Consider the following 21,358-nt stretch of genomic DNA (forward strand, 5'->3'; position numbering starts at 1 on the left):
GCATTGCCCTTACACAACGGTAGGATGAAGGTGTCAACGAGGTAAGGGGGACGTGTGGAATCCTCGAAGGCAAAAGTTCGGATTCCGGTGAGATTGCGTATCTGCCGGTTCGGCGTGACGATGCTCCGAATCTTCTGGTGGACGACGCTGATCGCGACGATTGCACTAATCGCCGCGGCGTTCGTGATGCTACCGCACGATTGGCCTGCATGGCTTGGTGCGACGACGGCCGTGGTGGCGATCGAGTCGGTTGTCTTCTGGATCGGCATCATCGCAGTGTATCTGACGAGCGTGCAGCTGGGATTGAAGATCCGTGTCATCGGCGTCGTCTGCGGGTGGATCCCGATCGCGAACCTCATCGCCCTGCGACTGATCATCCGCACCGTACGCGAAGAGGTCCGGTTCGAGACGGACAAGGAACGGCTCGACCAGTCGCGCGCCGGCGATCGCGTGTGCGCCACCCGGTATCCGATCCTGCTGGTGCATGGCGTGTTCTTCCGCGACACGAAGGTTCTCAACTACTGGGGTCGTGTGCCTGCCGAATTGGAGCGCAACGGCGCGACCATCTACTACGGCAACCATCAGTCTGCCGCCTCGGTCGAGGACAGTGCGAAGGAGCTCGCCGAACGTATTCGTCAAATCGTCGAACAGACCGGCTGCGGCAAGGTCAACGTCATCGCGCATTCCAAGGGCGGACTCGACATGCGTTGGGCGATCGCACGTGAGGGCATCGGCGACTGCGTGGCTTCGCTGACCACGATCAATACGCCGCACCGCGGCTGCGGGTTCGCCGACTATCTGCTGGGATCCATTCCCAAGGGCGTGCAGCATCGTGTGGAGGCCTCGTACAATGCGGCCGCATCCAGGCTCGGAGACTCCAATCCGGATTTCATGGCGGCCGTGCACGATCTGACCCAGGCCGGCTGCGAGCGCATCAACCGGACCATCGGGCTGGACGCGTTCCCCGGCATCGTGTGTCAGAGCGTGGGTTCACGACTGCTGCATGCCACGACGGGCAAGTTTCCGCTGAACTTCACCTACCCGTTGGTCAAATGGTTTGACGGGCCCAATGACGGTCTGGTCTCCCGTCCGTCGTTTCCGTGGGGCGATCGGTTTGTCTGGCTGGAGCCGTCCGGCGATCGTGGGATCTCGCATGCCGACATGATCGATCTGAATCGTGAGAACATCGCCGGCTTCGATGTGCGTGAATTCTATGTGGGGCTCGTCGCCGATCTGAAACGGCGGGGACTGTAGCAGGCGGTATCGTGGGAGTGGATATGGAAGGCCGGAGCGTCTACTCGCATTGCAAATCACCGGTCGGAAAGGACGGCTGATGGCCCGCCTGTCGAGATCCCGGATCGTGGGATTGTGCATACTGCTTGTCGCGGTGATCGTTCTGTGTGGCGGCATCGCGTGGAAGGCGACGCGTCCCAAGCCTGTGCAGACCGTATCCGTGACCGGCTATCTCGGCGGTGAGAAGACGGGTCTGTTCGACGATTCCGAATTCCAGACGCTGGCGAAAAGCGCGGGATTGGATGTGTCGTATCGCAAGGCCGGCAGTCTGGACATGATGGATGCCGATCGTTCGGGCATGGATTACCTGTTTCCGTCCAGTCGCACGGCGGTCGAGTACGGCAAGAGCCGCGGTGTGGATGTGAGCCGTCAGGATATTGTGTTCAACAGTCCGATCGTCGTCTACACGTACAGGCAGGTGGCGGACGGTCTGTGTTCCACCGGTCTTATGTCGAAGGATGATGCCGGCGTGTACCGGTTGGACATGAACCGTGTGGTGGACGCCATGAAGAACGGCCAGTCTTGGGCCGACGTGGGCTGGCCGAGCGGGTATGGCGTGTTCCACATCGAGTCCACGGATCCAGTGAAGTCCAATTCCGGCAACGAGTATGCGGCTCTGCTGGCGACGGTGATGAACGGCGGCACGCCCGCCACCGTCGACAGCGTCAACCGCGACTTGCCGGTGCTGCAGGACATCTTCCGCAAGTCGGGGTGGATGGAGACCAGCAGCGAGGATAGTTTCAGTCAGTTCCTTACGCTTGGCGTGGGGTCCAAGCCGATGATGGTTGGCTATGAGAGTCAGATCCTTGATCTGGCTGCCACCCAGCCGGATGCGTACGCGCAGGTGAAGGATGATCTGGTCATCGCCTACCCCACGCCGACAGTGTGGAGCACGCATGTGTTCATCGCACTCGACGACAAGGGCGGCAAGCTGCTCGATCTCATGCGATCGGATGACGTGAGAAAGCTCGCTTGGGAGCGCCATGGCTTCCGTTCGGCGAACTATTCCGGCACGGACGGCATCAGCCGGTTCCACGTGCCCGGCACGGTCGATCAGGTGCAGCAGGTGGTGGAGCTGCCCGCCAACGACGCCATGCAGACGCTGATCGACGGGTTGAAGCAGCAGTGACCCTGAGATATAACCGCAATCGATGACAATACCTCTGGGTATCATAAAATTTTATGACACTGCTTCAGCTTAAGTACATCGTCAAGATCGTCGAATGCGGTTCGATGAACGAGGCGTCCCACGAACTCTATATCTCCCAGCCGGCGCTGTCGTCCGCCGTCAAGGAGCTGGAGAAGGAGATGGGCATCGAGATCTTCACCCGCTCCTCGCAGGGCATCGCCCTGACCGTGGACGGCGCCGAATTCCTCACCTACGCGCGTCAGGTGCTCGACCAGACCGCACTGCTCGAGGAACGCTACAAGAACGCCAAGCCGCGCAAGCAGCTGTGCCAGGTGTCCACACAGCATTACATGTTCGCCGTCGAGGCGTTCGTGGAGCTCATCAACTCCATCAAGTCCGACGAATACGAGTTCACCATCCGTGAGACCCGCACCAAGGACATCATCAACCAGGTGGCCAACATGCAGTCCGAGGTCGGCATCCTCTACCTGTCCGACTTCAACAAGGATGTGATCGGCAAGCTGCTGCGCGAGAAGCACCTGGAGTTCCATCCGATCTTCCGTGCGGGACTGCACGTGTTCCTCTCCCGCTCCAACCCGCTCGCCACGCGCAAGAGCCTGACCATGGAGGACCTCAAGCCCTATCCGTGGATCCAGTACGAGCAGGGCGAGGAGGGTAGCTTCTACTTTGCCGAGGAGGCCGTCTGGCCCGAGTACTCCCCCAAGCAGATCAACGTGACCGACCGTGCCACGATCCTCAACTTCATTGTGGGTCTCAACGGCTACACGGTCTGCTCCGGCATCGACAACGAGGATCTCAACTCCGAGAAGATCGTGACCGTGCCACTCGAATCCGACGAGAAAATGCTGGTTGGCTGGATCACCAACGAGCGCACCAAGCTCTCGCAGGCAGCCGAGATCTACCTCGAGAAGCTCAAGTCCGTGATCGCCAACCACGGATACACGCTGATCGACTGACCGCCCGCATTTGATCTTTGATCAGACGATTGTGTGAAACCGCCTGACGGTTTGTACGACCGAAATACAAATTCGATGTGAATCACGTATGTAAATGCCCGGGGATTCTCCCATCACAGGGATCCCCGGGCATTCGCATATCATTCGACCGCATTATTGACAACTCTAGCGACGACGCAGGTGTTTCGGGGAGCGCAGGGTTTCCGGCAGCACCGTGTCGTTGGTGGACGCCGGGATCCCGGTCTTCGGAAGTTTCGCGTAGTCTCTGATGGCCTTATCGTCGGGCTGGTATGTGGCGTGTCCATGCGTTCCCTGAACCATTTGTCGCGAACTCGCCCGGATGGACTACGGCACCGTCAATGTCAGAGGCATCGCCAAACAGAAAAGAAAGCTCATAAGACAACGCTGCCCGCACATATGCGCAGGCAGAACGGAAAACCATGTCAGAACAACGTCAGCTGCTCACCGATGCTCCGATGCTCATGAACCCTGACGATGGAAACATACCGCGTCATAAGCCGATTGTTCTCATCCAACGACTTCTCCACGCGCATATCAACACGATAAATATCATTGGCACGCATGGCTTCATCGCCATCAAGCACGCGCTTCTTGAACTGCTCGTCCTCAATCGTCACGAACTGCGTCTTGATACCGTCGGTGATACGCCATTTGCCGTTCTCGCGAAAGGACACGTCCAACGCCTGAATAACGATCTCCACCGTGTCCTCGCTGCTCTCCCTGGCATCAGGATCATAATGGGAAATAGCATCGGCCTCCTCCGTCCTAACCGTCTCATCGCGAGTGCCAGACTGGAACTGCACGAGATCAATGCCATCCTCCAACGTCGGAGCAAAGACCCCCTTGACGGCCTTCACGAGCTCTGGATTCCTCAAAGCATCCACGGATGCCTTCAACTCACGCATTCTCGATCCATCGGGGAAGGTGATATCCACAAGGTCAAGCCCGTTCTCATCCTGTCCGGCATCCTCCGACTTCGCCGGCTTGGCATGCATGGCAAACCGCTTGATAAGCCTCACAGCACCGAAGTAGATGGCCATCAGACCGGACGCGTTAAGCACCGCGGTCACACCATCCCCCGTGAGTAGCCCCTCCGCCTCGTTGACGAAGTGGAGCAGCAGATCAATGGTGAACGACCCCTCACGGGTCGCCTGTGCGTTGAGTCGTACGCGAGCTTCCGGCGCCACGTCCTTCTGCATGATGTCGAACGCCTTCGCAAGCGACAACAGCGCCGGCGCAAGCTGCTTCACGTCCATCTCATGGGTTCTCAGCGCCTCACCGTCATAGCGCACATACAGGGTGTCCACGGCAGTATCGGGCTTACGCTGTGCAAGATCGGTTGATTTCATACCGTCCACGATATCCGTAGATCAATCAGAGACATGCGGGCCAAGCCAAAATCCACAAAACGTACGAGGTAGAACAAAGGCGGGAAACCCGACACATATCCATGAAAACATGGATTCACCAGGAAAAAGATGTTCAAGAATGGTTCGCCTAACACACCGTCCACGACCTGCGACGCACTGCCTAGTCGATCCGCCGTGCACGCCGAAAAGCACTCCCAAAACGAAAAACCGGGCGTCAGCCACACGGCGGGCACCCGGCAGAAACCCTTTACTAGCGACGGCGCGGGCGTGCTTCGCGCAACGCGTCCTTGACGGCGACCTTAGTGATCGCATACTGCAGCCACACGCCCACGACGATGCTGGCCACGGTGATCGCGCCGGTGATCAGCGCGGGGACGATCATCTCCTTGTTCGCCTTGAACGGGCAGACGCGACAGGTGTTCGGCTCGTCATCGTCGTCGAAGAGCTCGGCATCGTACACATCATCGTCGTACACATCGTCGGGGTTCTGGATGGTAGCGTCGTCGGTCATGCATCCTCCTTTGCATAGCGTGATCCGTAGTTCTCAGTCTACTGCGATCACGCCATGCCGGAGGTGACCGAAACGCAACGCGCTCGATCGGTTTCAGCGTGATCAGGCGCCGTACTGGTCGAGGTAGGCGTCGGCGGCGGCCTTGATCTCGTCGGTCACGTACGGCTCGCCGCTGGCGGTGGCGATGTGACGGCCGGCCTCGAAGATCTCACGCACGTTGGCGATGGCGAACACGGGGAAGCCGAATTCGGCCTCGACGGCCTTGACGGCGGACGTGTCGGAGTCCTTGGTCTTCTCCATGCGGTCCACGGACAGCACGAGGCCAACCACCTCGACGTCGGCCTCGGCCTTGAGCTTGGGGATGACCTCACGCACGGCGGTGCCGGCGGTCATCACGTCGTCGACGAGCAGCACCTTCATGCCGTCGGTCAGCTGGGTGCCGACCATCATGCCGCCGTCGCCGTGGTCCTTCTTCTCCTTGCGGTCGAAGGTGTAGCCGATCTCCATGCCGTGGGCGCTGGTCAGCGCGATCGCGGTGGACACGCCCAGCGGGATGCCCTTGTAGGCGGGACCGAACACGGTGTCGATGTCGGCGGGCAGGTTGCCGGCCTTGATCTCGTCGGCGATCTTCTCAGCGTAGAACGCGCCGAGCGTGGCGATCTTGCGGCCGTCGTTGAACGCGCCGGCGTTGATGAAGTACGGGGACTTGCGGCCGGACTTGAGGGTGAACTCGCCGAACTTCAGTGCCTGCGAGTCGAGCAGGAATTCGGTGAAGCGATGGTCGAGGGATACGTTGGTCATGATGCTCCTTATTGTGGTGGCCTTTTATCGTGGTGGCCTTGTGTGATGCCTAATGCCCGATGTGATGGCCGGGACTCCCCTGTCGAATATCGAAAATCCGAGAAGAGCCCCGCCCGGGGAAAGTGATCGCTCAGCGCCAGGTCTTGCCGGCGGCGAGCTTGGCGGCGAGTTCGGGACGCTCGTCGAGCAGGGCGTCGAGTTCGCGAGCCACGCGCAGCGGTGCGATCGGATCGAACAGCGCGGCCGCGCCCACCTCCACGGCGTTGGCGCCGGCGTACAGGTATTCGAGCGCCTTCTCGCCGGAGTCGATGCCTCCAAGGCCGATGATCGGAATGTCGGGCAGCGCGGTACGCACCTGCCAGACGCGGGCCAGACCGATCGGCAGCACGGCCGGACCGGACACGCCGCCGGTCACATGGTCGATGATCGGCTTGCCGGTGCGGGTGTTGATGCGCATGCCCACGATGGTGTTGATTAGGCTCAGCGCGTCGGCGCCCGCCTCCACGGCGGCGCGGGCCGGCACGGTGATGTCGGTGACGTTCGGCGTGAGCTTGACGATCATGGGCTTGTCGGTGAGCTTGCGCAGACGGGTGATGAGCTTGCTCAGCGCGACGGGGTCGGTGCCCACGCTCATGCCGCCGTGGCTCACGTTCGGGCAGCTCACGTTGATCTCGAGCATGTCGGCCGGCGAGTCGGCGAGCTTGGCCACCACCTCCGCGTAGTCGTCGTCGCAGCGGCCGGCCACGTTGGAGATGACGTTCGCGCCGATCTTCTTGAGCTTGGGCAGGTCGTCGACGAGATAGTGGTCCACGCCGGGGTTCTGCAGGCCCACGGCGTTGACGTTGCTGGCCGGTCCCTCGGCGGTGCGCACGCCGGGGTTGCCCTCCCACGGCACCGGGGAGACGCCCTTGGTGCACACGGCGCCGAGCTGGCTGACGTCGTAGAACCAGCGGACGGCGGCGAACTGGAACGTGCCGGAGGCGGTGCCCACCGGGTTCTTCCAAGGCACGCCGGCCACCACGGTGGGGTGCTTCCACTCGTACGGCTCGTACAGGTCGATCGGGGTCGTATCGCTCATCGTCATCACTCCCATCCCAGCTGTTCGCGGGTGAATACCGGTCCGTCGGCGCACACCTTGAGACGTCCGTCCACGGTGTCCGTGGTGCACAGCACGCAGGTGCCGTAGCCGCATCCCATGCGCTGTTCGAGGCTGAACTGGCAGGGGATGTCGCGCTTGGCGGCCCACGTGGCGATGGCCTTCATCATCGGCATCGGACCACAGGAGAGGATGACCGGCGGCAGGTCGGACGCCTTCAGCTCATCCTCGATGCGATCGAGCACGGTGATCACATTGCCTTCGGACTCGTCGATGCTGTGCACGGTGTCCGCGTAACGGGCCACGATGTCGTCGGCGAAATGGTTCTTCCGGTAGCCGAACACCGCGGTGGAGCGAGAGCCTTCAAGCCCGGCAATATGCTGAGCGGCGGCGATCACAGGCGGCACACCAAGGCCACCGGCCACGAGCACGTAGTTGGCGTCCTCCTTGGTCTTGAACGGGCGTCCCAGCGGACCGAGCACGTCGATCACGTCGCCGGCGCGCATGGCAGCGAACTGGCGGGTGCCCTCCCCCACCACGGCGAAAATGAAGCTCACCTCGTCGCCGTTGATCTCGCCGATGCCGAACGGACGCGGCATGAGACGCATGGGATCGTGGGTGAAGAAGTCCACGAACTGCGCGGGACGGCCATGCTGCGCGATGTACGGGTCGCGGATGGTCATGCACATCACGTTCGTGTCAAGTTCGCGCATGCCGGTGATCTCCACCGTGTGGCGCGGGGGGAACCAGCCGTGGCTGACGGCCGAGGCGACCAGGGCCTCGCTGTGCTCCAGCTTCGCCCGGTCGGCGACGGAGACGGTGGGAATGAACGCGTCCGTGGTCATCGACGGGCCTCCTTCAGGGCCGAGTTCAGGTCCTCGCGCATGGCGAGCGCGGCCGTGCGGGCGCTCTGTGCCACGATGGCGAGCGCGTCGTCGATGCTGAGGTCCTCGTTGTAGTCGGGGTTCTTCTTCCACGCGCCGATGATGCCGCGGGAGGAGTTGACGATGGCGCCGGATCCGTTGGTGTCGAACATGCGGGCCACGTCGGCGGCGGTGCCGCCCTGGGCGCCGTAGCCGGGGACGAGGAAGAACGTGTGGGGCATGCGTTCGCGCAGTCGTGCGCCTTCCTCGGGGTGGGTGGCGCCCACCACGGCGCCGGTGCGCGAGTAGCCGTGCTTGCCGATCGTGTTGGCGCCCCAGCCTTCGACCAGGTCGGCCACGTGCTCGTAGACGCGTCCGCCGTTTGCCAGTTCGAGTTCCTGGATTTCGCTGCTGGACGGGTTGGAGGTGCGGACGAGGATGAAGATGTCCTTGTCGTGGGTTGCGGCCGCGTCGACGAACGGGGTGATGCCGTCGGTGCCGAGGTACGGGTTGACGGTGACGGCGTCCTCGTACCATTCGGAGCCGAACTGGAATTCGTCGCCGTTCTCTTCGGCGTCGTCGATGCCGGCGGCGTTGGCTTCGGCGTTTCGTTCCACGTTTTCGACCTCGTCGGGGTCGGCCACGTCGGCGAATTTCAGCGGGAAGCCGCTCAGGTGGTGGGCGTAGGCTTCGGCGGTGGATCCGATGTCGCTGCGCTTGATGTCGCCGAGCACGTACAGGCCGTTGTCCTGCGCGTACTTGCAAGTGCGGGCGTACATCCACAGTCCAGCTTCGCCGAGTGCCTCGTACATGGCGATCTGCGGCTTAACGGCGGGCACGATGTCCTTGACGGCGTCGATGATCGCCGTGTTGAACTTGAGGTACATGGCGGCGAAGTTGATGGACCATGCGGCTTCCGCGCCCATGGGGTTGCCCATTTCGCTTTCGCTGATGGTGGCTTCGCGGGCGTTGTCGATCAGCTGCTTGGGCAGCAGTGCGGGCTTGGGGTCGAGGCCGACCACGCTGGGATTGTCGGCGGCGGTGATGGCGTCGATGAGTCGATCCACGGTGTTCCTTGGTTCCTTTCTGTGCGTCTGTTCTGTGTGCGCTTGTGGCGGTTACGTGTGTGCGGTGCTTGTCTGTGCGGTGGTCGTCTAGCACGCGATGCGGCTGAAGACGAGTCGGGGGCCGATGATGGTGGCGAGGGGACGGCCGGTCACGTGCCAGCCGCCGAATGGGGTGTTGCGCGCCTTGGAGTGGAACTGTTCGGGGTCGACGGTCCAGGCTTCGCCGGTGTTGAGCACGGCCAGGCCGATGCCGGCCGCGGTGGTCTCGTCGAGTGCGCCGAGGTCGAGCGTGCGCTTGGCGCCGGGCTCGCCGTTCCGGTTCTGCTTGTCGAGCAGTGCGGTGACGTCGGTGGGCTTGTGGCCCATGAGGCGCATGGGTTCGACGCCCATGAGTTCGATCAGGCGCTTGTCGGAGATGTGGCCGCCGTCCACGAGCACCTTGTGGCATACGCCGTACGCGCATTCCAGGCCGATGATGCCGTTGGGCGCTTCGAGGAAGCCGAGCTTCTTCTCGTCGAGCGTGTGGGGCGCGTGGTCGGTGGCGAGCAGGTCGACGGTGCCGTCGGCGATGGCCGCGATGGTGGCCTGGCGGTCCGCTTCGGAGCGCAGCGGCGGGTTCATTTTGGCGAGCGTGCCGTATTCGAGCAGCGCCTCGTCGCATAGGGCCAGGTAGTGCGGTGCGGTCTCGCAGGTGATCGGCAGGCCTTCGGCCTTGGCCTTGCGGATCGCGTCGAACGAGATCGCGGTGCTCACGTGCTGGAAGTGGACGTGCACGCCGGTCTCGCGCGCCTTGGCGATGTCGCGTTCGACGACCTTGAGCTCGGTGTCCTCCGGGATTCCGGGCACGCCGAGCTTGCGGGAGACGGGGCCTTCGTTCACCGCACCGGTGTCGTGGTGCTCGCAGTGTTCGATCAGGTAGAGGCCGGATTCGCGGGTCATGGCGAGCACGTCGTCGAGAATCTCCGGAGTCACGGCCGAACCGTCGTCGCTGATCGCGGTGACCGGGTGGGCCAGCTGGTAGCGGTCCTTGGACTCGTCGTCCTGACCGGGCATGTAGCGGCGCCAGTGGTCGAGTTCGGTGGCCTCGTGGCCGACTCGGCCCTTCGACGCGCACACGCACAGGTCGTAACGCACCGGCAGGTCGACCTTGTGGATGGCCTCGTAGTGCTGCAGGTAGTCGATGACGTTGTCGCATCCCGAGTCAAGCACTTCGCGCGCGCCGGAGGCTTCGGGATCGGTCAGGGTCTCGCCGTCCATGGCGGGCACGGTGTTCGGCATGATGAGCACGTCGGTGTAGCCGCCGGAGGCCGCCGCCGCGCATCCGGAGACCATGGACTCCTTGTAGGTCTGGCCCGGATCGCGGAAGTGGACGTGCGGGTCGGCGAAGCCGGGGGCAAGCGTGAGCCCCGTGGCGTCATAGTCGCCGTCGGGCATCGCCGTGCCCTCGGGAATCGTCAGGTCGATGGTCTCGCCGGTGTCCCACACCGTAATGTCGCGCAGGGTGATCATGCGTCGTCCCTTTCCTCAGTAATCGTCAGTCGAACAGTCGTCAGTCGTCTCGTCGGTCGTCCTCAGTGATCGTCATGATCGCAACGACTCCGCCGCGCCGACCAGCCCGCTCGGGGGGCTGGTCGGCGCGACGGAGTCGAACGGTCTGTCAGAGCTTGGCTTCCTCGTCGCAGTAGTCGCAGCGGTATTCCACGCGCTCCGAGTTGGACAGGTGGAAGCGCTGCTTGATGCCGCGCTCGATGGTGGTGACGCAGCGCGGGTTCACGCAGGTGATCACGTTGGTCACGTGCTCGGGCAGCGTCGGGGAGAGCTTCTCCACGATGCGTCCGCCGTGCACCACGTCCACGGTGGCCTGGCGGGCCACGAGGCCGAGCACGTCGAGGTCGATGTCCACGTCGCCCTCAATCTTGATGATGTCCTTCGACTCGTACTGGTGGCTCGTGGCGTTCATGATCAGCGCCAGACGGGTGGTCGCCGGATCGATGTTGAGATAGTTGAGCACCTTGAGCGCCGTGCCGGCCGGCACGTGGTCGATGATGATGCCTTCGCTGATGCTGGTCACCTCCATCAGGCGGCCACCTCCTTCGTGTTGACTGCGTCGATTCCATCGGGGTCGAAGCCGGGCAGCTCGTCGCCCAGCACCGAGCACTCCAGGGCCATGCGCATGAGCATGCCGTTCTTCACCTGTTCGAAGTATGCGGCGCGCGGATCGCCATCCACGTCCACGGAGATCTCGTTGACGCGCGGCAGCGGGTGCAGCACGGCCATGTCCTTCTTGGCCAGACGCATCTTGTCCTCGTCGAGGATGTAGGTGTCGCGCAGACGCAGGTAGTCGTCCTCGTTGAAGAAGCGCTCCTGCTGCACGCGGGTCATGTACAGCACGTCGAGGTCGCCGATCACGGAGACCAAGTCCTTGACCTCCACGTACGTGCAGCTGTCGGTCGCGTTGATGCGGTCGATCACGTACTGCGGGGTCTTGAGCTCGTCGGGGCTGATGAGCACGAAGTTGACGTTGCCGAAGCGGCACAGCGTTTCGATGAGCGAATGGACGGTACGACCGAAGGTCAGATCGCCGCACAGGCCGACGGTGAGGTTGTTGATGCGGCCGAAACGCGACTGCAGGGTGCACAGATCGGCCAGCGTCTGCGTGGGATGCATGTGGCCGCCGTCGCCCGCGTTGATCACGGGGATGTTCACGGCATGGGACGCGACCAGGGCGGCACCCTCCTTCGGGTGTCGGATGGCCACCACGTCCACGAAGTTCTCAACCGTCTTGAGCGTGTCGGCGATGGACTCGCCCTTGCTCACGGAGGCGAGCTGCGCGCCGGCGAAACCGATCACCTGACCGCCCAGACGCAGCATGGCCGTCTCGAAGCTCAGACGGGTGCGGGTGCTCGGCTCGTAGAACAATGTGGCGATGATGCGTCCGTCGCAGGTGTGGGACACGAGCTTGCGATTGGCATCGATGTACTGCGCCTTGCGCAGCAGCAGTTCGATCTGCTCGGTGGTCAGATCATCGAGCGTAACCACGCTTTTGCCGATGAAATCCTTGCTCGGAGATGAATTGGAGCTGGCTTGAGCAGCTGATAATGACATGCGCACGCCTTTCTGAAAACGTAGAATCAAGGCGGCCACAACATCGTCGCGACCTAATCAAGTCTAAGCTGTAACGGGGACGATTGGTACGAAAACCGGACACGCGTTGTTCAGCTTGGGTTTACGCGGCGTTTTCCGTAAGCCAATGATGAATTCATCCGACGTTTGAAACATCGGACTGTTAGAGTCGGAACGTATAAGGTTTTACTCTACGAAGAGACAAGAGGGATTCTTTTCGCCATGGCTGTGCTCACGTTGGTACTGGAGATTCTGATCGCCGTTCTGATTTCCTCGGCTCTCAGCCATTTCATACCACGCGTATCCACGCCTCTGGTTCAGATCGCGCTGGGTGTCTGCTGGTATTTCACGCCGTTCCTGCCGAATCTGGAACTGGATTCGGAACTGTTCATGGTGCTGTTCATCGCACCGCTGCTGTTCCTCGAATCCCGCAACGTTCCCAGACGCGAGGTGGCGAAGAACCTCGGTCCGTCATTGTCGCTGGCGATCGGCCTGGTGCTGCTGTCGCTGGCGGTGACCGGCGTGACCCTGCACGTGCTGTGGCCCGCCGTGCCGCTGGCCGCCGCCTTGGCGCTCGGCGCCGCACTGGGACCGACCGACGCGGTGGCCGTCGCGTCGCTGGGCAAGGAGGCCAAGCTCACCGACCGTCAGCTCAACGTACTGCGCGGCGAAAGCCTGTTCAATGACGCGGCCAGCATCGTCGGCTTCCAGTTCGCCTGCGCCGCCGCGCTCACCGGCACGTTCTCAATGTCCGAGTTTGCCAGCGGCATCACCGCCAGCTTCTTCGGCGGCGTGACCGTGGGCGTGATCATCGGATTCCTGTTCAACCAGCTGGTGCTGCTGCTGCGCCGCTACCGCATGGAGACGATGACGCTGCGCATCGGCATCGAGATCCTCATCCCGTTCACCGCGTATGCCGCGGCCGAGCATCTGCACGTCTCCGGCGTGCTGTCCGTGGTGGCGGCCGGCCTGATCATCACGTTCCAGCGCTACGGTTTCGGCAGCGACATCGCCCGCACGAATCTGGTGTCCAATTCGGTGTGGCAGTTCGTGGAGTTCACGCTCAACGGCTCCGTGTTCGTGCTGCTCGGCATTGAGCTGCCCATCGCCATGCGCTCCAGCTGGGAGAACGCGGCCGTGAGCAGCCGCATGCTGGTGACCGCCGTGGCCGTGCTCACCGTGGTGTCGCTGATCCTGCGATTCCTGTGGATGGCCGGCATGCTGCGCGTGACCAAGGACGCGGCCACCGGCAAGCGCCGCAAGATGACCAAGGATCGCTGGCACAGCGCCGCGGTGATGACGTTCGGCGGCCCGAAGGGCACCATCTCGCTCGCCCTGGCGTTCACGCTCCCCTACGGGATCGACGAGGCCACGCATATTCCGCTGCGCAGCGCCCTGCTATTCATCATCTCCGGCTACATCGTCGTCTCGCTGGTGCTGGCCAACGTCGTACTGCCGCTGCTCGCCCCCAAGGACGACGACGCGCAGGGCGAGGAGTACGCGCGCGTGAACGTGGAGATGCTGCGCCGCACGCTCACCAAGATCGCCGAACTCGACACTCCGGACACGCACGCCGAAGTCCGCGCCGTGATGCACTCGTACGGCGAGCGCATCGACCGTGTGAAGCTGGCCGTGCCGCAGGAGACGATCAAGCGCGAGCAGAAGGTGCGCATGACCACGCTGGAATGGGAGCGCATGTGGCTGAACAATCTGATCGAGGAGCATCCCGAGAAGGAGGAGGCGGCCGAGGAGCTGCTGAGCCGTCTGAACACGTCGCTGAATCATATGGCCGGCCCGGACGGTCACCATATCCAGATCCGTCAGGCCAAGCCGCGTCGTCAGCTCGCAATTCTCATGCGTCGCGCGTGGTCGGTGATCGCGCGTGTGGCACCCGGTCTGAGCTCCAGCAAGGTAGACATGATGCGCGCCATTCAGATCGAACTGTTCAAGGCGACGATCGCGCACCTGCAGAAGGAGGTGCTCACCGACGTGGAGAACGCGGAGATCATCGCCCGTCTGATCGGCGAGTATCGTGCCGCGTTGAGCAGTCTGCACACCAAGACATCGTCGCTGGTGAGTCTGCAGACGCTGCCGTCCCGTCAGGGCGTGGCCGACATTCGTACGCAGACGTTCCGCCTGGAGTTGGAGACGATCCGCGAGATGCTCGACGAGGACGAGATCACCCGCGCCCAGGCGAAGATGATGCGCCAGAACGTCTACCTCATGCAGGCTGACGCCGTGCTGTAATCTCTCTCCGCCCGCTCCCCTTGGTTCTCCCTCCCCATTCTTTTTTGGTTCTCCCTCCAGGGGAGGGAGATGTCCCGGCAAATGCCGGGACAGAGGGAGGGCTCCGATGCGGAAGAGTTTCCTATCCCCTACTCCACCCGAGAATAGTTCACCGCGAAGTTCTTCACCGGCCGCAACACCGGCATACGCAGCAGCGGACTGAACCATTCAGCGTCGTAACGCTGGTAGATATCCAGTCCACGTCCAAGATCGATCACCCATCCCGTATCGGTGCGGATGGAACGGTCATGGATGGATCCGCTGAACTCGTATGAGAACACAATGCCCAATTGGCGATAGTTCTCCTGGATGTATGCGAGATCGTCGTCCTGTCGTTCGTCCGGCGGATTGTCCCGACTGGTGATCAGATGGACGCGGATCTCCTCGGTTCGGTCGGTGAATCGCAGCACGGTTTCCAGAAACTCCGCCAGATTGCGGATCTGGTAGGCCTTGCGAATGTACGCGTCGCAAATGGTGATGCTCTTGGCCTTGCAGATCCAGGGGCCGAACAGTTTGTCGTAGCTTACGCCGTGCTGACCTTCCTGGTATTCCCTGCGGCCGGGCTTTGCCTTGAGCGCAAGCTGTTCGCGTGCGCTCAGTTTTGGCTGAGGCGCGGCATGGCTTTCCGCATTCCCTGAAGCGACAGGCTCGGTTCGGGAAGCCGGGGATTGCACGGAGTCGCCACTCGTGGATTCCGCATCGGTCCCTTCCGTGGTTTCGCCCATATCCTCATCCTCGTCCGGCCTGCCACGCCAGTACAGTCGCGGATACTCCGTCTCCTCCAATGTGCGCACGGCGGTCGCCTCGGCTGCGCCTCGCCGCGTGTAGGAGAAGTCCACCTCCGCCATGGTGGAGTCGATGCGGCACAGCTGGTCCTTGACGCGCTTGCGTCCCTCGATGGCGCAGCGCAGCAGCGGCTCCATCTCGTCCGCGCTGGCCTCCCCCGTTGGATAGATGAGCTTCATCAGGCCGGAGAACGTCTTGCGCACACCGTCCTTGTCTCGCGTGCTCAACGACGACGACAATGTGAAATACCGTTCGTACGCCGCCCCGTAGTCCACGTTCCGCAGATTGTGCAGGATCTCCGCCAGATAGTCGACCACGAAACCGTAGCCGTTGGTGAACATCTCCCCGCGGATCTGCTCGAACTCCCATCCGGGCACGTAGTAGTGGATACGGTCGAGGAACGCCGAATCGTGATACTGCTTGGGCAGCTCCTCGAACAGGTCGGAGTTCTTGAGCATGTACGGCACGTTGTGCGACGTGTTGCCCACGAACACCATGGAGGCCTCGCCCTGCATCATTTCCTTGCCGCGCGAGAACGACTTGTTGGCCATGTAGTTCTTCATGATGTCGACGAGCGCCTTGTCGGCCCGCTTCGCCTTGCCGGCGAACTCGTCGAACGCCACGATATCCCAGTAGCCGACCAGACCGATCTTGTTGTTCGAGTTGTTGACGAACAGTTTCGCGGCGGTCACCTCACCGCCGGAGATGAGCATGCCGTGCGGGGAGAACTCGGAATAGATGTGGGACTTGCCCGTACCCTTTGGGCCGAGCTCGATGAGATTGTAGTTGCGTTCCACGAACGGGATCATGCGCACAAGATGCAACAGTTTCGCGCGGGGGCCAAACATGTCGGGGTTGAAGCCGATCGACTGCATGAGCAGGTCGATCCACTCCTGCGTGGTGAACCGGGAACGCAGCGTCAGATAGTTCTCCCGATCGTCATGGGACATCTGCACCGGGACGAGCTTCAGCAGCTGCCATGGCACCTCATGCGGGTCGCCGGAATACGCGTAGCCGAGGGCGCACTTGCACCACACGCCAGCGACCAGCAGCTTCGGATTCTTCTTCACCACGGCCGGATCGACCGTAACCCCGCTGATCCCGAGATTCGAGAACGAGGCCTCATACCGGTCGTATTTCTCGTTCAACGCCACCTGCACGCGGTCGATGATGCTGTACCGGCCGCGCTCGCGGATCTTCGACTGCACCAGATTGGCTTCCTCACGGTGAACGTAGTTGTCCGCGAGGATCTGACGCACGCGGCTCACGCCCGCATCGAGGCTAGCCGCATCCGTGGTGGCAGCGTACTGGCCGATCAGATATTCAAGCACGTATGAGGGCACTAGGGCGTTGCCCTTGATCTTGCCCACCAGATCCTTGCGCACCGTGTATTCGGGGAACGCGTCGACGATCTTCCGGTCGAGCTCGCTTGAATCGGCCGGAGCCTTGTCGGCGTCCAGTGCCGTGTCATGATTCTGCATCGTGTCATTCATGCCCGTCATATCCGCAACCTTAATCCGTTTTACTGTCTTGCTTTGAATCGTGTCCGTTCGTCTATCGTGTCCGACCGTCGGAAGCGATCGTCAGAAGTCGATGCCGTCGTCGAAGAATCCTCGACGCAGTACGTAGTCGGCCTTCTTTTCCACCATGCGCCGCTGGCTGCTGCCGGGGATCGTCTCGAACACCCGCAGCTCCACCGTCGTGTTGTTGAACCTGTCGGCGTCACTGGTCAGCATGAAGGTGGCGGGAACGTGGCGTTCCCTCGCCTCCGGGCTCTGCGACAGGAACGTCACCGGCACTTCGTTGGAGATGGGCACGGCGTTGCCGTTTTCGAGACCATATAGTCCGGCGAACACCGTTCGCTGGATCACCTTGTCCTGCACCGGTTCGGTCTGCAGGAATTCCACAGTCAGCTGTCCGGTGGTGATGCTGTCGGTCTGCTGCAGGATGCGGAAGCCCACCGGGCGCACGTCCTGCGAGGAGGAGCGGCCCTTGCTGATGTGCACCACCGGCACCACGATCTCCGGCAGCGAGGCCCCGCCATGCACGTATCTCACGCCTCTGCCCTGCAGACGAAGCCGATGGATCGCATTGGGGATCTGCACGGTCACTCCCTCACCCTCGGGATCGTCCAATCCAAGCTGGTCGGCCGTGAACGTGGTGAAGGCCGGGGATTCGGCAAGGTTCGAGCCGATGACGAAGCGGCGCTTCCTGTGCCATATGACATCGCCCTGCGGCTGCTCGCTCAGCCATTCGCTGTCCGCCACGTCGTGGTCCTGATACAGAAATCCGTGGTCCGCGGTGACGATCATGTTGGTCACGTTCGCGTTGGCGAGTTTCTTGACGAGGTTCACCAGTTCGTCGACGCACTTCTCGCAGGCGTCGAACGTGTCTTCCTCCTTGTGTTCGCCGATCTTGTCGATGGCGTTGTGGAATACGTACAGCACGTTGCATGACTTCACCAGCTCACGGGATTCGTCGCGGTTGCGTTTGATGAGATCCTCGTAGGTCACGGCCTTGCCGTTCACCTGCGCCAGGATCGCAGCACGGTTGTCGAGTCCCTGCGAGGAGGTGCCGTCCACGAGCACGTTGTAATGCTTGTCCTTCGGGTCGAACGCCAGCGTCTTGTGCGGCAGCAGGGCCGCCATGCCGAGTTGCGTGTATGACGGCAGCACGCCCAGCTGGGCCTCCGTCCGGGCGCTCCAACGGTTCTGCGAGCGCAGTCGTTCGGCGAATGACTGCGCCACCTCGTAGCGCAACGCGTCGGAGATGATGACGGCGATTTTTCGACCACCGTTGACTGTTTTGCTGATGCAGCGTTCGTAGAAGTCCTGCTGTGCGGGCACACCGTCGATGGTCCAGTGGTCGAGGGTGTCCAGCTGCTTCTGCCAGACGCCGCCCAAGCGTGACTGGAACAGTGAGTAGCGGCGTTCCAGATTGTCGCGGATGCCCGAGCATTCGCTTTGGCGGGTGCTGTTCTTCCACGCGCGGATGAACAGTCGATACGCCTGATCGACCAGATACAGGCGATCGGCGTACAGCGTGAATCCCTGGTTCGGCGAGTCGATACCGTCCATGAGCGGTTCGCTCTCGTCGAGCAGGACGCGCAGTCCGCTTGCGGCGCCGATGGCCTCGTAGTCGTCCCGGTAGTCATCGTACCAGAGTCGCGGCTCGCGTTCCCGGATGATGTCCTGCACGTCCTTGTGGGCGATGGATTCGTTGCCGACGCTCTGGTACAGCAGGGTCACGATCTGCTGGTCCACTTCACCGAACAGGCCACGATCGACAAGCTCCTGTAGGGGCATGGCGAGGATGGTCCGGTCGAGCCCGAGTTCCTCGTACGTTTGTTCGGCGAGGCGTTTGAAGGTTGCGGTGAAGGTGCGGTCGTTGCGCCAGTTCTCGAAGTCACGGCGGATGTTGGCGTACCGGTCCGATCCGGTGTCGTCCTGGGTGAAGTCGTTCCATGCGAGTCGGAACAGCCAGATCACGAAGTCCTTGACGGTAGGCGATTTGTCAGGGAGATTCCCCGGGCATACGTATCCGTAGATGCCGCATGTTCCCTGCCAGTGGAAGTCGGACAGTCCCATCTGCTTGATGCGTTCGATGCCGTCATCGTCGCCGTCGGTGTACTGTTCGAGCAGGCAGCGCCAGATGTCCTGCAGACTGTGCTTGCCTTCGGGCAGGCCGAGCAGCACGGCGATCATCTTCGCCTGCATGGCACGCGCGTCATCGTTGGCGGTCAGGCGCTTCGCAAGCGCGGTCACATAGTCGTCGTTGTCGAAGAACGGCTTGGTCTGCTTCATCACGTCGAGCCATGCCTCGCGGGTTTCGCTGTCGGCGTCCTTGGGCAGGGTCTCGTTGAGGATGAGCATGAGCTTGTCCGCGGAGAATATGGGACCGTAGGCGAGTTCGAGATCAAGGAGCCAGTTGTCCGCGTCTGCGGGATGCTCGTTACCAGGTTCGGTGGTGTTGCGGTAGATGAGGAACCTGTCGTGCGGCTGTTCGATCAGCACCCGGTATTTCACACCGAACGGGTTGGTGTTGGTCAGTCGGATCAGTTCGACGTTGCGTAGTGTCTCGTTCACCGCGTCCGGTCCGACGATCGTATCCACGATGCCGTCGTATGCGCCTTCGTTGTCCTCCCAGAACACGAGACGCCCCTCGCCGTTGGACGATTCATCGTACTGTTTGAATCGCGCCGCCAGCAGTCGGCTCAGCTGCTCGTTACCGCCCATAGGGTCTGCTCTCCTTCTGTCACGAGGGTCATGCCGCATCGCGGCGTGGTTTACGCTTTCGGCTATTTCGTACTGAGACTATTCTGCGTCATCATCAGGAAGTACATACTTGGTGTAGCGTGCCGCTCCAACACGCTTCAACATGTCTTTGGCAACAAGATCGGACAGTAGTGTTTGTGCGCGACGCTCCCGAACCTACAGCAGAGTCTGCACCTCCTTGGCGGTAATCTGACCGTATTCCCCCACGAAGCGTCGAATAATATTCTGTGGATCAGCATCGTCAGTAACATCCCGCACTTTTTCTTCGGCCGGAGCCAGTTCATTCTTATTGGAAGACTCCACGCGGCGATAGATATTAATTAGATCGGCGTCCCCGCCAAGAAACTCCGGTTCCGGTAATCTAGCCTCGCGCACTTCCCTGATGAACTGATCTACTATTCCTTCAGAAGATATCTGATGCTCTTTCCAATTTTATCGTTGTTCAAACGTTCCCGCATTTGTCCAATACTCGCCCCAAGCTGCAATCCAACCCACAATCGCAAAATTATCATTCCCTCCATTGTCACCTCATACATAGTCTGAAAATCAGAACTTTGCGCATCTGGATGTTTATCTCCCATATAAGTGTTCCTCATATCCATCTTCCATTTATCAGCATCAATAAATGGAAAATTGTCTTCAAACTTTTCTATAATAGCGTCAAGCATCTTGCTATACGGCCCTGCTTGCTGCTTTCCTGATCGCTTTTTCATACGTTCCGTCTGCTGTTCGGATTGGACAATATACCATCCAACACATTCAAGGGCCATTCCAGCCAGCATAGTCAAAGTCTCTATAGCCATATGCTCATGATTCTGATCCAAGTGTCTCAAAACAGACATTCCCTGACCACAGTCGGTATTCAACTTTCGCCATGTACGAATCCCCTCAGATCCTATATCAGAGAAATCAAACAAGAAATTCTTCGGACAATACTCATTTCCCTTACGATCAATTAGAGGCTTATACGAAAAAACTGGAGCCCATCGATCATCAATAACCGTTCCAGCCTCAGTCTTTATCGGATCACTTTTACATATAACCGTCATATCAGTGAAGCCCTCTGACATCCAACTAGTTATAGAAATCAAATCCAAAACTTCTCTATGAATTTCAAGATGTTTGGACCACTCTTCCACATCATCAATATTTGTTTCAATATCAACGTTCTGCCGCGAAATAACTGCATTTTTCATTGGCGACATTGTGACATTGAAAGTAGGTCTAACATAAAGTCCAACTTCCTTATCTATAGGCAGAGGATCTTTTACCTCTGAATGAACATCTACGCTTTCGCAGCGACCAACGTCATTCAAAGTTGATCTACATTCCGTAGAAGGTAAATTAAACCATTGTACCATATCAGCACAATTAGTCCTCATACCGTTGATTTGGTCATACTCATCGGTTCTTCCACCATAAACCACATATGTAGGAACAATTTTCCCGGTTCCAGGACCCAAACCAAACGAAAAGGAGCTGGTCATACCAGCATAATGACAGTCGATTAGAATAAACGTTTCGTTATTGTATATGAAACGCATGGAATAAGGAATCTGCGACTCTTCATCTTCTTTTAAAGGGAAGACACCACGATTAAACCATTTTCCACGCCCTTCTTTAAGACTTGAAAAAGGGATTGATAATTCAAAACGCTCCCCTGTATCATACAGCATTGCCGTATCAGCGGTATCTTTATCTTTCAGAACGAGCCAGCCAATCATCGGCTTAGACAGATCCGGCATATTGGTCATAACAGCC

General features: G+C 60.5%; 17 protein-coding genes. 4 read left to right on the top strand and 13 right to left on the bottom strand.

From position 1 onward, the window contains the following. Positions 1-87 precede the first annotated feature (87 nt). From D2E23_RS00765 to D2E23_RS00775, 3 genes are all read left to right on the top strand, one after another. Positions 88-1,254: an esterase/lipase family protein gene (locus D2E23_RS00765; protein ID WP_241227161.1), complete on the top strand. Its 1,167-nt coding sequence runs from the start codon at positions 88-90 to the stop codon at positions 1,252-1,254. A 79-nt stretch (positions 1,255-1,333) separates the two neighbouring features. Then, the gene (locus D2E23_RS00770) at positions 1,334-2,422 is read left to right on the top strand and encodes a hypothetical protein (RefSeq protein ID WP_126029111.1); all 1,089 of its coding nucleotides are present in this window, start codon (positions 1,334-1,336) and stop codon (positions 2,420-2,422) included. 53 nt (positions 2,423-2,475) lie between these two features. Next, positions 2,476-3,399, top strand: coding sequence for a LysR family transcriptional regulator (locus D2E23_RS00775; RefSeq protein WP_093959444.1), 924 nt, complete (start codon positions 2,476-2,478; stop codon positions 3,397-3,399). Between the two features lie 165 nt (positions 3,400-3,564). On the opposite strand, the gene D2E23_RS11505 is transcribed toward D2E23_RS00775, so the two are convergent. The 10 genes from D2E23_RS11505 to pyrB form a co-directional block, all read right to left on the bottom strand. Further along, entirely contained in the window at positions 3,565-3,720 is a 156-nt protein-coding gene (locus tag D2E23_RS11505; RefSeq protein ID WP_164520606.1) for a hypothetical protein, read from the bottom strand. Positions 3,721-3,842: 122 nt separating this feature from the next. Continuing rightward, entirely contained in the window at positions 3,843-4,769 is a 927-nt protein-coding gene (locus tag D2E23_RS00780; protein WP_126029112.1) for an LAPAL motif-containing putative phage structural protein, read from the bottom strand. 271 nt (positions 4,770-5,040) lie between these two features. After that, on the bottom strand, positions 5,041-5,301 hold the full coding sequence (locus D2E23_RS00785; RefSeq protein ID WP_126029113.1) for a hypothetical protein: 261 nt from the start codon (positions 5,299-5,301) through the stop codon (positions 5,041-5,043). Positions 5,302-5,403: 102 nt separating this feature from the next. Beyond that, positions 5,404-6,102, bottom strand: a complete 699-nt coding sequence (gene pyrE, locus D2E23_RS00790; protein WP_126029114.1) for an orotate phosphoribosyltransferase — start codon at positions 6,100-6,102, stop codon at positions 5,404-5,406. Positions 6,103-6,232: 130 nt separating this feature from the next. After that, positions 6,233-7,195 (bottom strand): dihydroorotate dehydrogenase, encoded by a 963-nt coding sequence (locus D2E23_RS00795; RefSeq protein WP_093959438.1) that lies wholly within the window; start codon positions 7,193-7,195, stop codon positions 6,233-6,235. Next, a complete protein-coding gene (locus tag D2E23_RS00800; protein WP_126029115.1) occupies positions 7,186-8,043 on the bottom strand; it encodes a dihydroorotate dehydrogenase electron transfer subunit in 858 nt (285 codons plus the stop codon). The genes D2E23_RS00795 and D2E23_RS00800 overlap by 10 nt, the downstream gene beginning before the upstream one ends. Continuing rightward, positions 8,040-9,128 (bottom strand): orotidine-5'-phosphate decarboxylase, encoded by a 1,089-nt coding sequence (gene pyrF, locus D2E23_RS00805; RefSeq protein WP_164520607.1) that lies wholly within the window; start codon positions 9,126-9,128, stop codon positions 8,040-8,042. The genes D2E23_RS00800 and pyrF overlap by 4 nt, the downstream gene beginning before the upstream one ends. Before the next feature lie 87 nt (positions 9,129-9,215). Beyond that, positions 9,216-10,637 carry a dihydroorotase gene (locus D2E23_RS00810; RefSeq protein ID WP_126029116.1) on the bottom strand — a complete coding sequence of 474 codons (1,422 nt, stop codon included), beginning with the start codon at positions 10,635-10,637 and terminating at the stop codon, positions 9,216-9,218. A gap of 148 nt (positions 10,638-10,785) precedes the next feature. Beyond that, positions 10,786-11,205 (bottom strand): aspartate carbamoyltransferase regulatory subunit, encoded by a 420-nt coding sequence (locus D2E23_RS00815; protein WP_093959435.1) that lies wholly within the window; start codon positions 11,203-11,205, stop codon positions 10,786-10,788. Further along, on the bottom strand, positions 11,205-12,233 hold the full coding sequence (pyrB, locus tag D2E23_RS00820) for an aspartate carbamoyltransferase (RefSeq protein WP_126029117.1): 1,029 nt from the start codon (positions 12,231-12,233) through the stop codon (positions 11,205-11,207). The genes D2E23_RS00815 and pyrB overlap by 1 nt, the downstream gene beginning before the upstream one ends. A gap of 240 nt (positions 12,234-12,473) precedes the next feature. Here pyrB and D2E23_RS00825 point away from each other — a divergent pair, with 240 nt between their 5' ends. After that, positions 12,474-14,498: a cation:proton antiporter gene (locus D2E23_RS00825; protein ID WP_126029118.1), complete on the top strand. Its 2,025-nt coding sequence runs from the start codon at positions 12,474-12,476 to the stop codon at positions 14,496-14,498. Positions 14,499-14,626: 128 nt separating this feature from the next. On the opposite strand, the gene brxL is transcribed toward D2E23_RS00825, so the two are convergent. The 3 genes from brxL to D2E23_RS00840 form a co-directional block, all read right to left on the bottom strand. After that, a complete protein-coding gene (brxL, locus tag D2E23_RS00830; protein WP_241227162.1) occupies positions 14,627-16,825 on the bottom strand; it encodes a BREX system Lon protease-like protein BrxL in 2,199 nt (732 codons plus the stop codon). An 81-nt stretch (positions 16,826-16,906) separates the two neighbouring features. Then, entirely contained in the window at positions 16,907-19,558 is a 2,652-nt protein-coding gene (gene pglZ, locus D2E23_RS00835) for a BREX-1 system phosphatase PglZ type A (RefSeq protein WP_126029119.1), read from the bottom strand. A 434-nt stretch (positions 19,559-19,992) separates the two neighbouring features. Then, positions 19,993-21,351, bottom strand: a complete 1,359-nt coding sequence (locus D2E23_RS00840) for an ApeA N-terminal domain 1-containing protein (RefSeq protein WP_126029120.1) — start codon at positions 21,349-21,351, stop codon at positions 19,993-19,995. Positions 21,352-21,358 lie beyond the last annotated feature (7 nt).

Origin of the sequence: Bifidobacterium callimiconis, assembly GCF_003952005.1 — a bacterium.
Classification (GTDB): Bacteria; Actinomycetota; Actinomycetes; order Actinomycetales; family Bifidobacteriaceae; genus Galliscardovia; species Galliscardovia callimiconis.

Coding starts and splice junctions, on each gene's coding strand:
- D2E23_RS00775 (WP_093959444.1), top strand. CDS start 2,476: ATGACACTGCTTCAGCTTAAGTACATCGTCAAGATCGTCGAATGCGGT.
- D2E23_RS00815 (WP_093959435.1), bottom strand. CDS start 11,205: ATGGAGGTGACCAGCATCAGCGAAGGCATCATCATCGACCACGTGCCG.
- pyrB (WP_126029117.1), bottom strand. CDS start 12,233: ATGTCATTATCAGCTGCTCAAGCCAGCTCCAATTCATCTCCGAGCAAG.
- D2E23_RS00825 (WP_126029118.1), top strand. CDS start 12,474: ATGGCTGTGCTCACGTTGGTACTGGAGATTCTGATCGCCGTTCTGATT.
- D2E23_RS00840 (WP_126029120.1), bottom strand. CDS start 21,351: ATGACCAATATGCCGGATCTGTCTAAGCCGATGATTGGCTGGCTCGTT.
- D2E23_RS00810 (WP_126029116.1), bottom strand. CDS start 10,637: ATGATCACCCTGCGCGACATTACGGTGTGGGACACCGGCGAGACCATC.
- D2E23_RS00785 (WP_126029113.1), bottom strand. CDS start 5,301: ATGACCGACGACGCTACCATCCAGAACCCCGACGATGTGTACGACGAT.
- D2E23_RS00780 (WP_126029112.1), bottom strand. CDS start 4,769: ATGAAATCAACCGATCTTGCACAGCGTAAGCCCGATACTGCCGTGGAC.
- brxL (WP_241227162.1), bottom strand. CDS start 16,825: ATGACGGGCATGAATGACACGATGCAGAATCATGACACGGCACTGGAC.
- D2E23_RS00795 (WP_093959438.1), bottom strand. CDS start 7,195: ATGGGAGTGATGACGATGAGCGATACGACCCCGATCGACCTGTACGAG.
- D2E23_RS00800 (WP_126029115.1), bottom strand. CDS start 8,043: ATGACCACGGACGCGTTCATTCCCACCGTCTCCGTCGCCGACCGGGCG.
- D2E23_RS00770 (WP_126029111.1), top strand. CDS start 1,334: ATGGCCCGCCTGTCGAGATCCCGGATCGTGGGATTGTGCATACTGCTT.
- D2E23_RS11505 (WP_164520606.1), bottom strand. CDS start 3,720: ATGGTTCAGGGAACGCATGGACACGCCACATACCAGCCCGACGATAAG.
- pglZ (WP_126029119.1), bottom strand. CDS start 19,558: ATGGGCGGTAACGAGCAGCTGAGCCGACTGCTGGCGGCGCGATTCAAA.
- pyrE (WP_126029114.1), bottom strand. CDS start 6,102: ATGACCAACGTATCCCTCGACCATCGCTTCACCGAATTCCTGCTCGAC.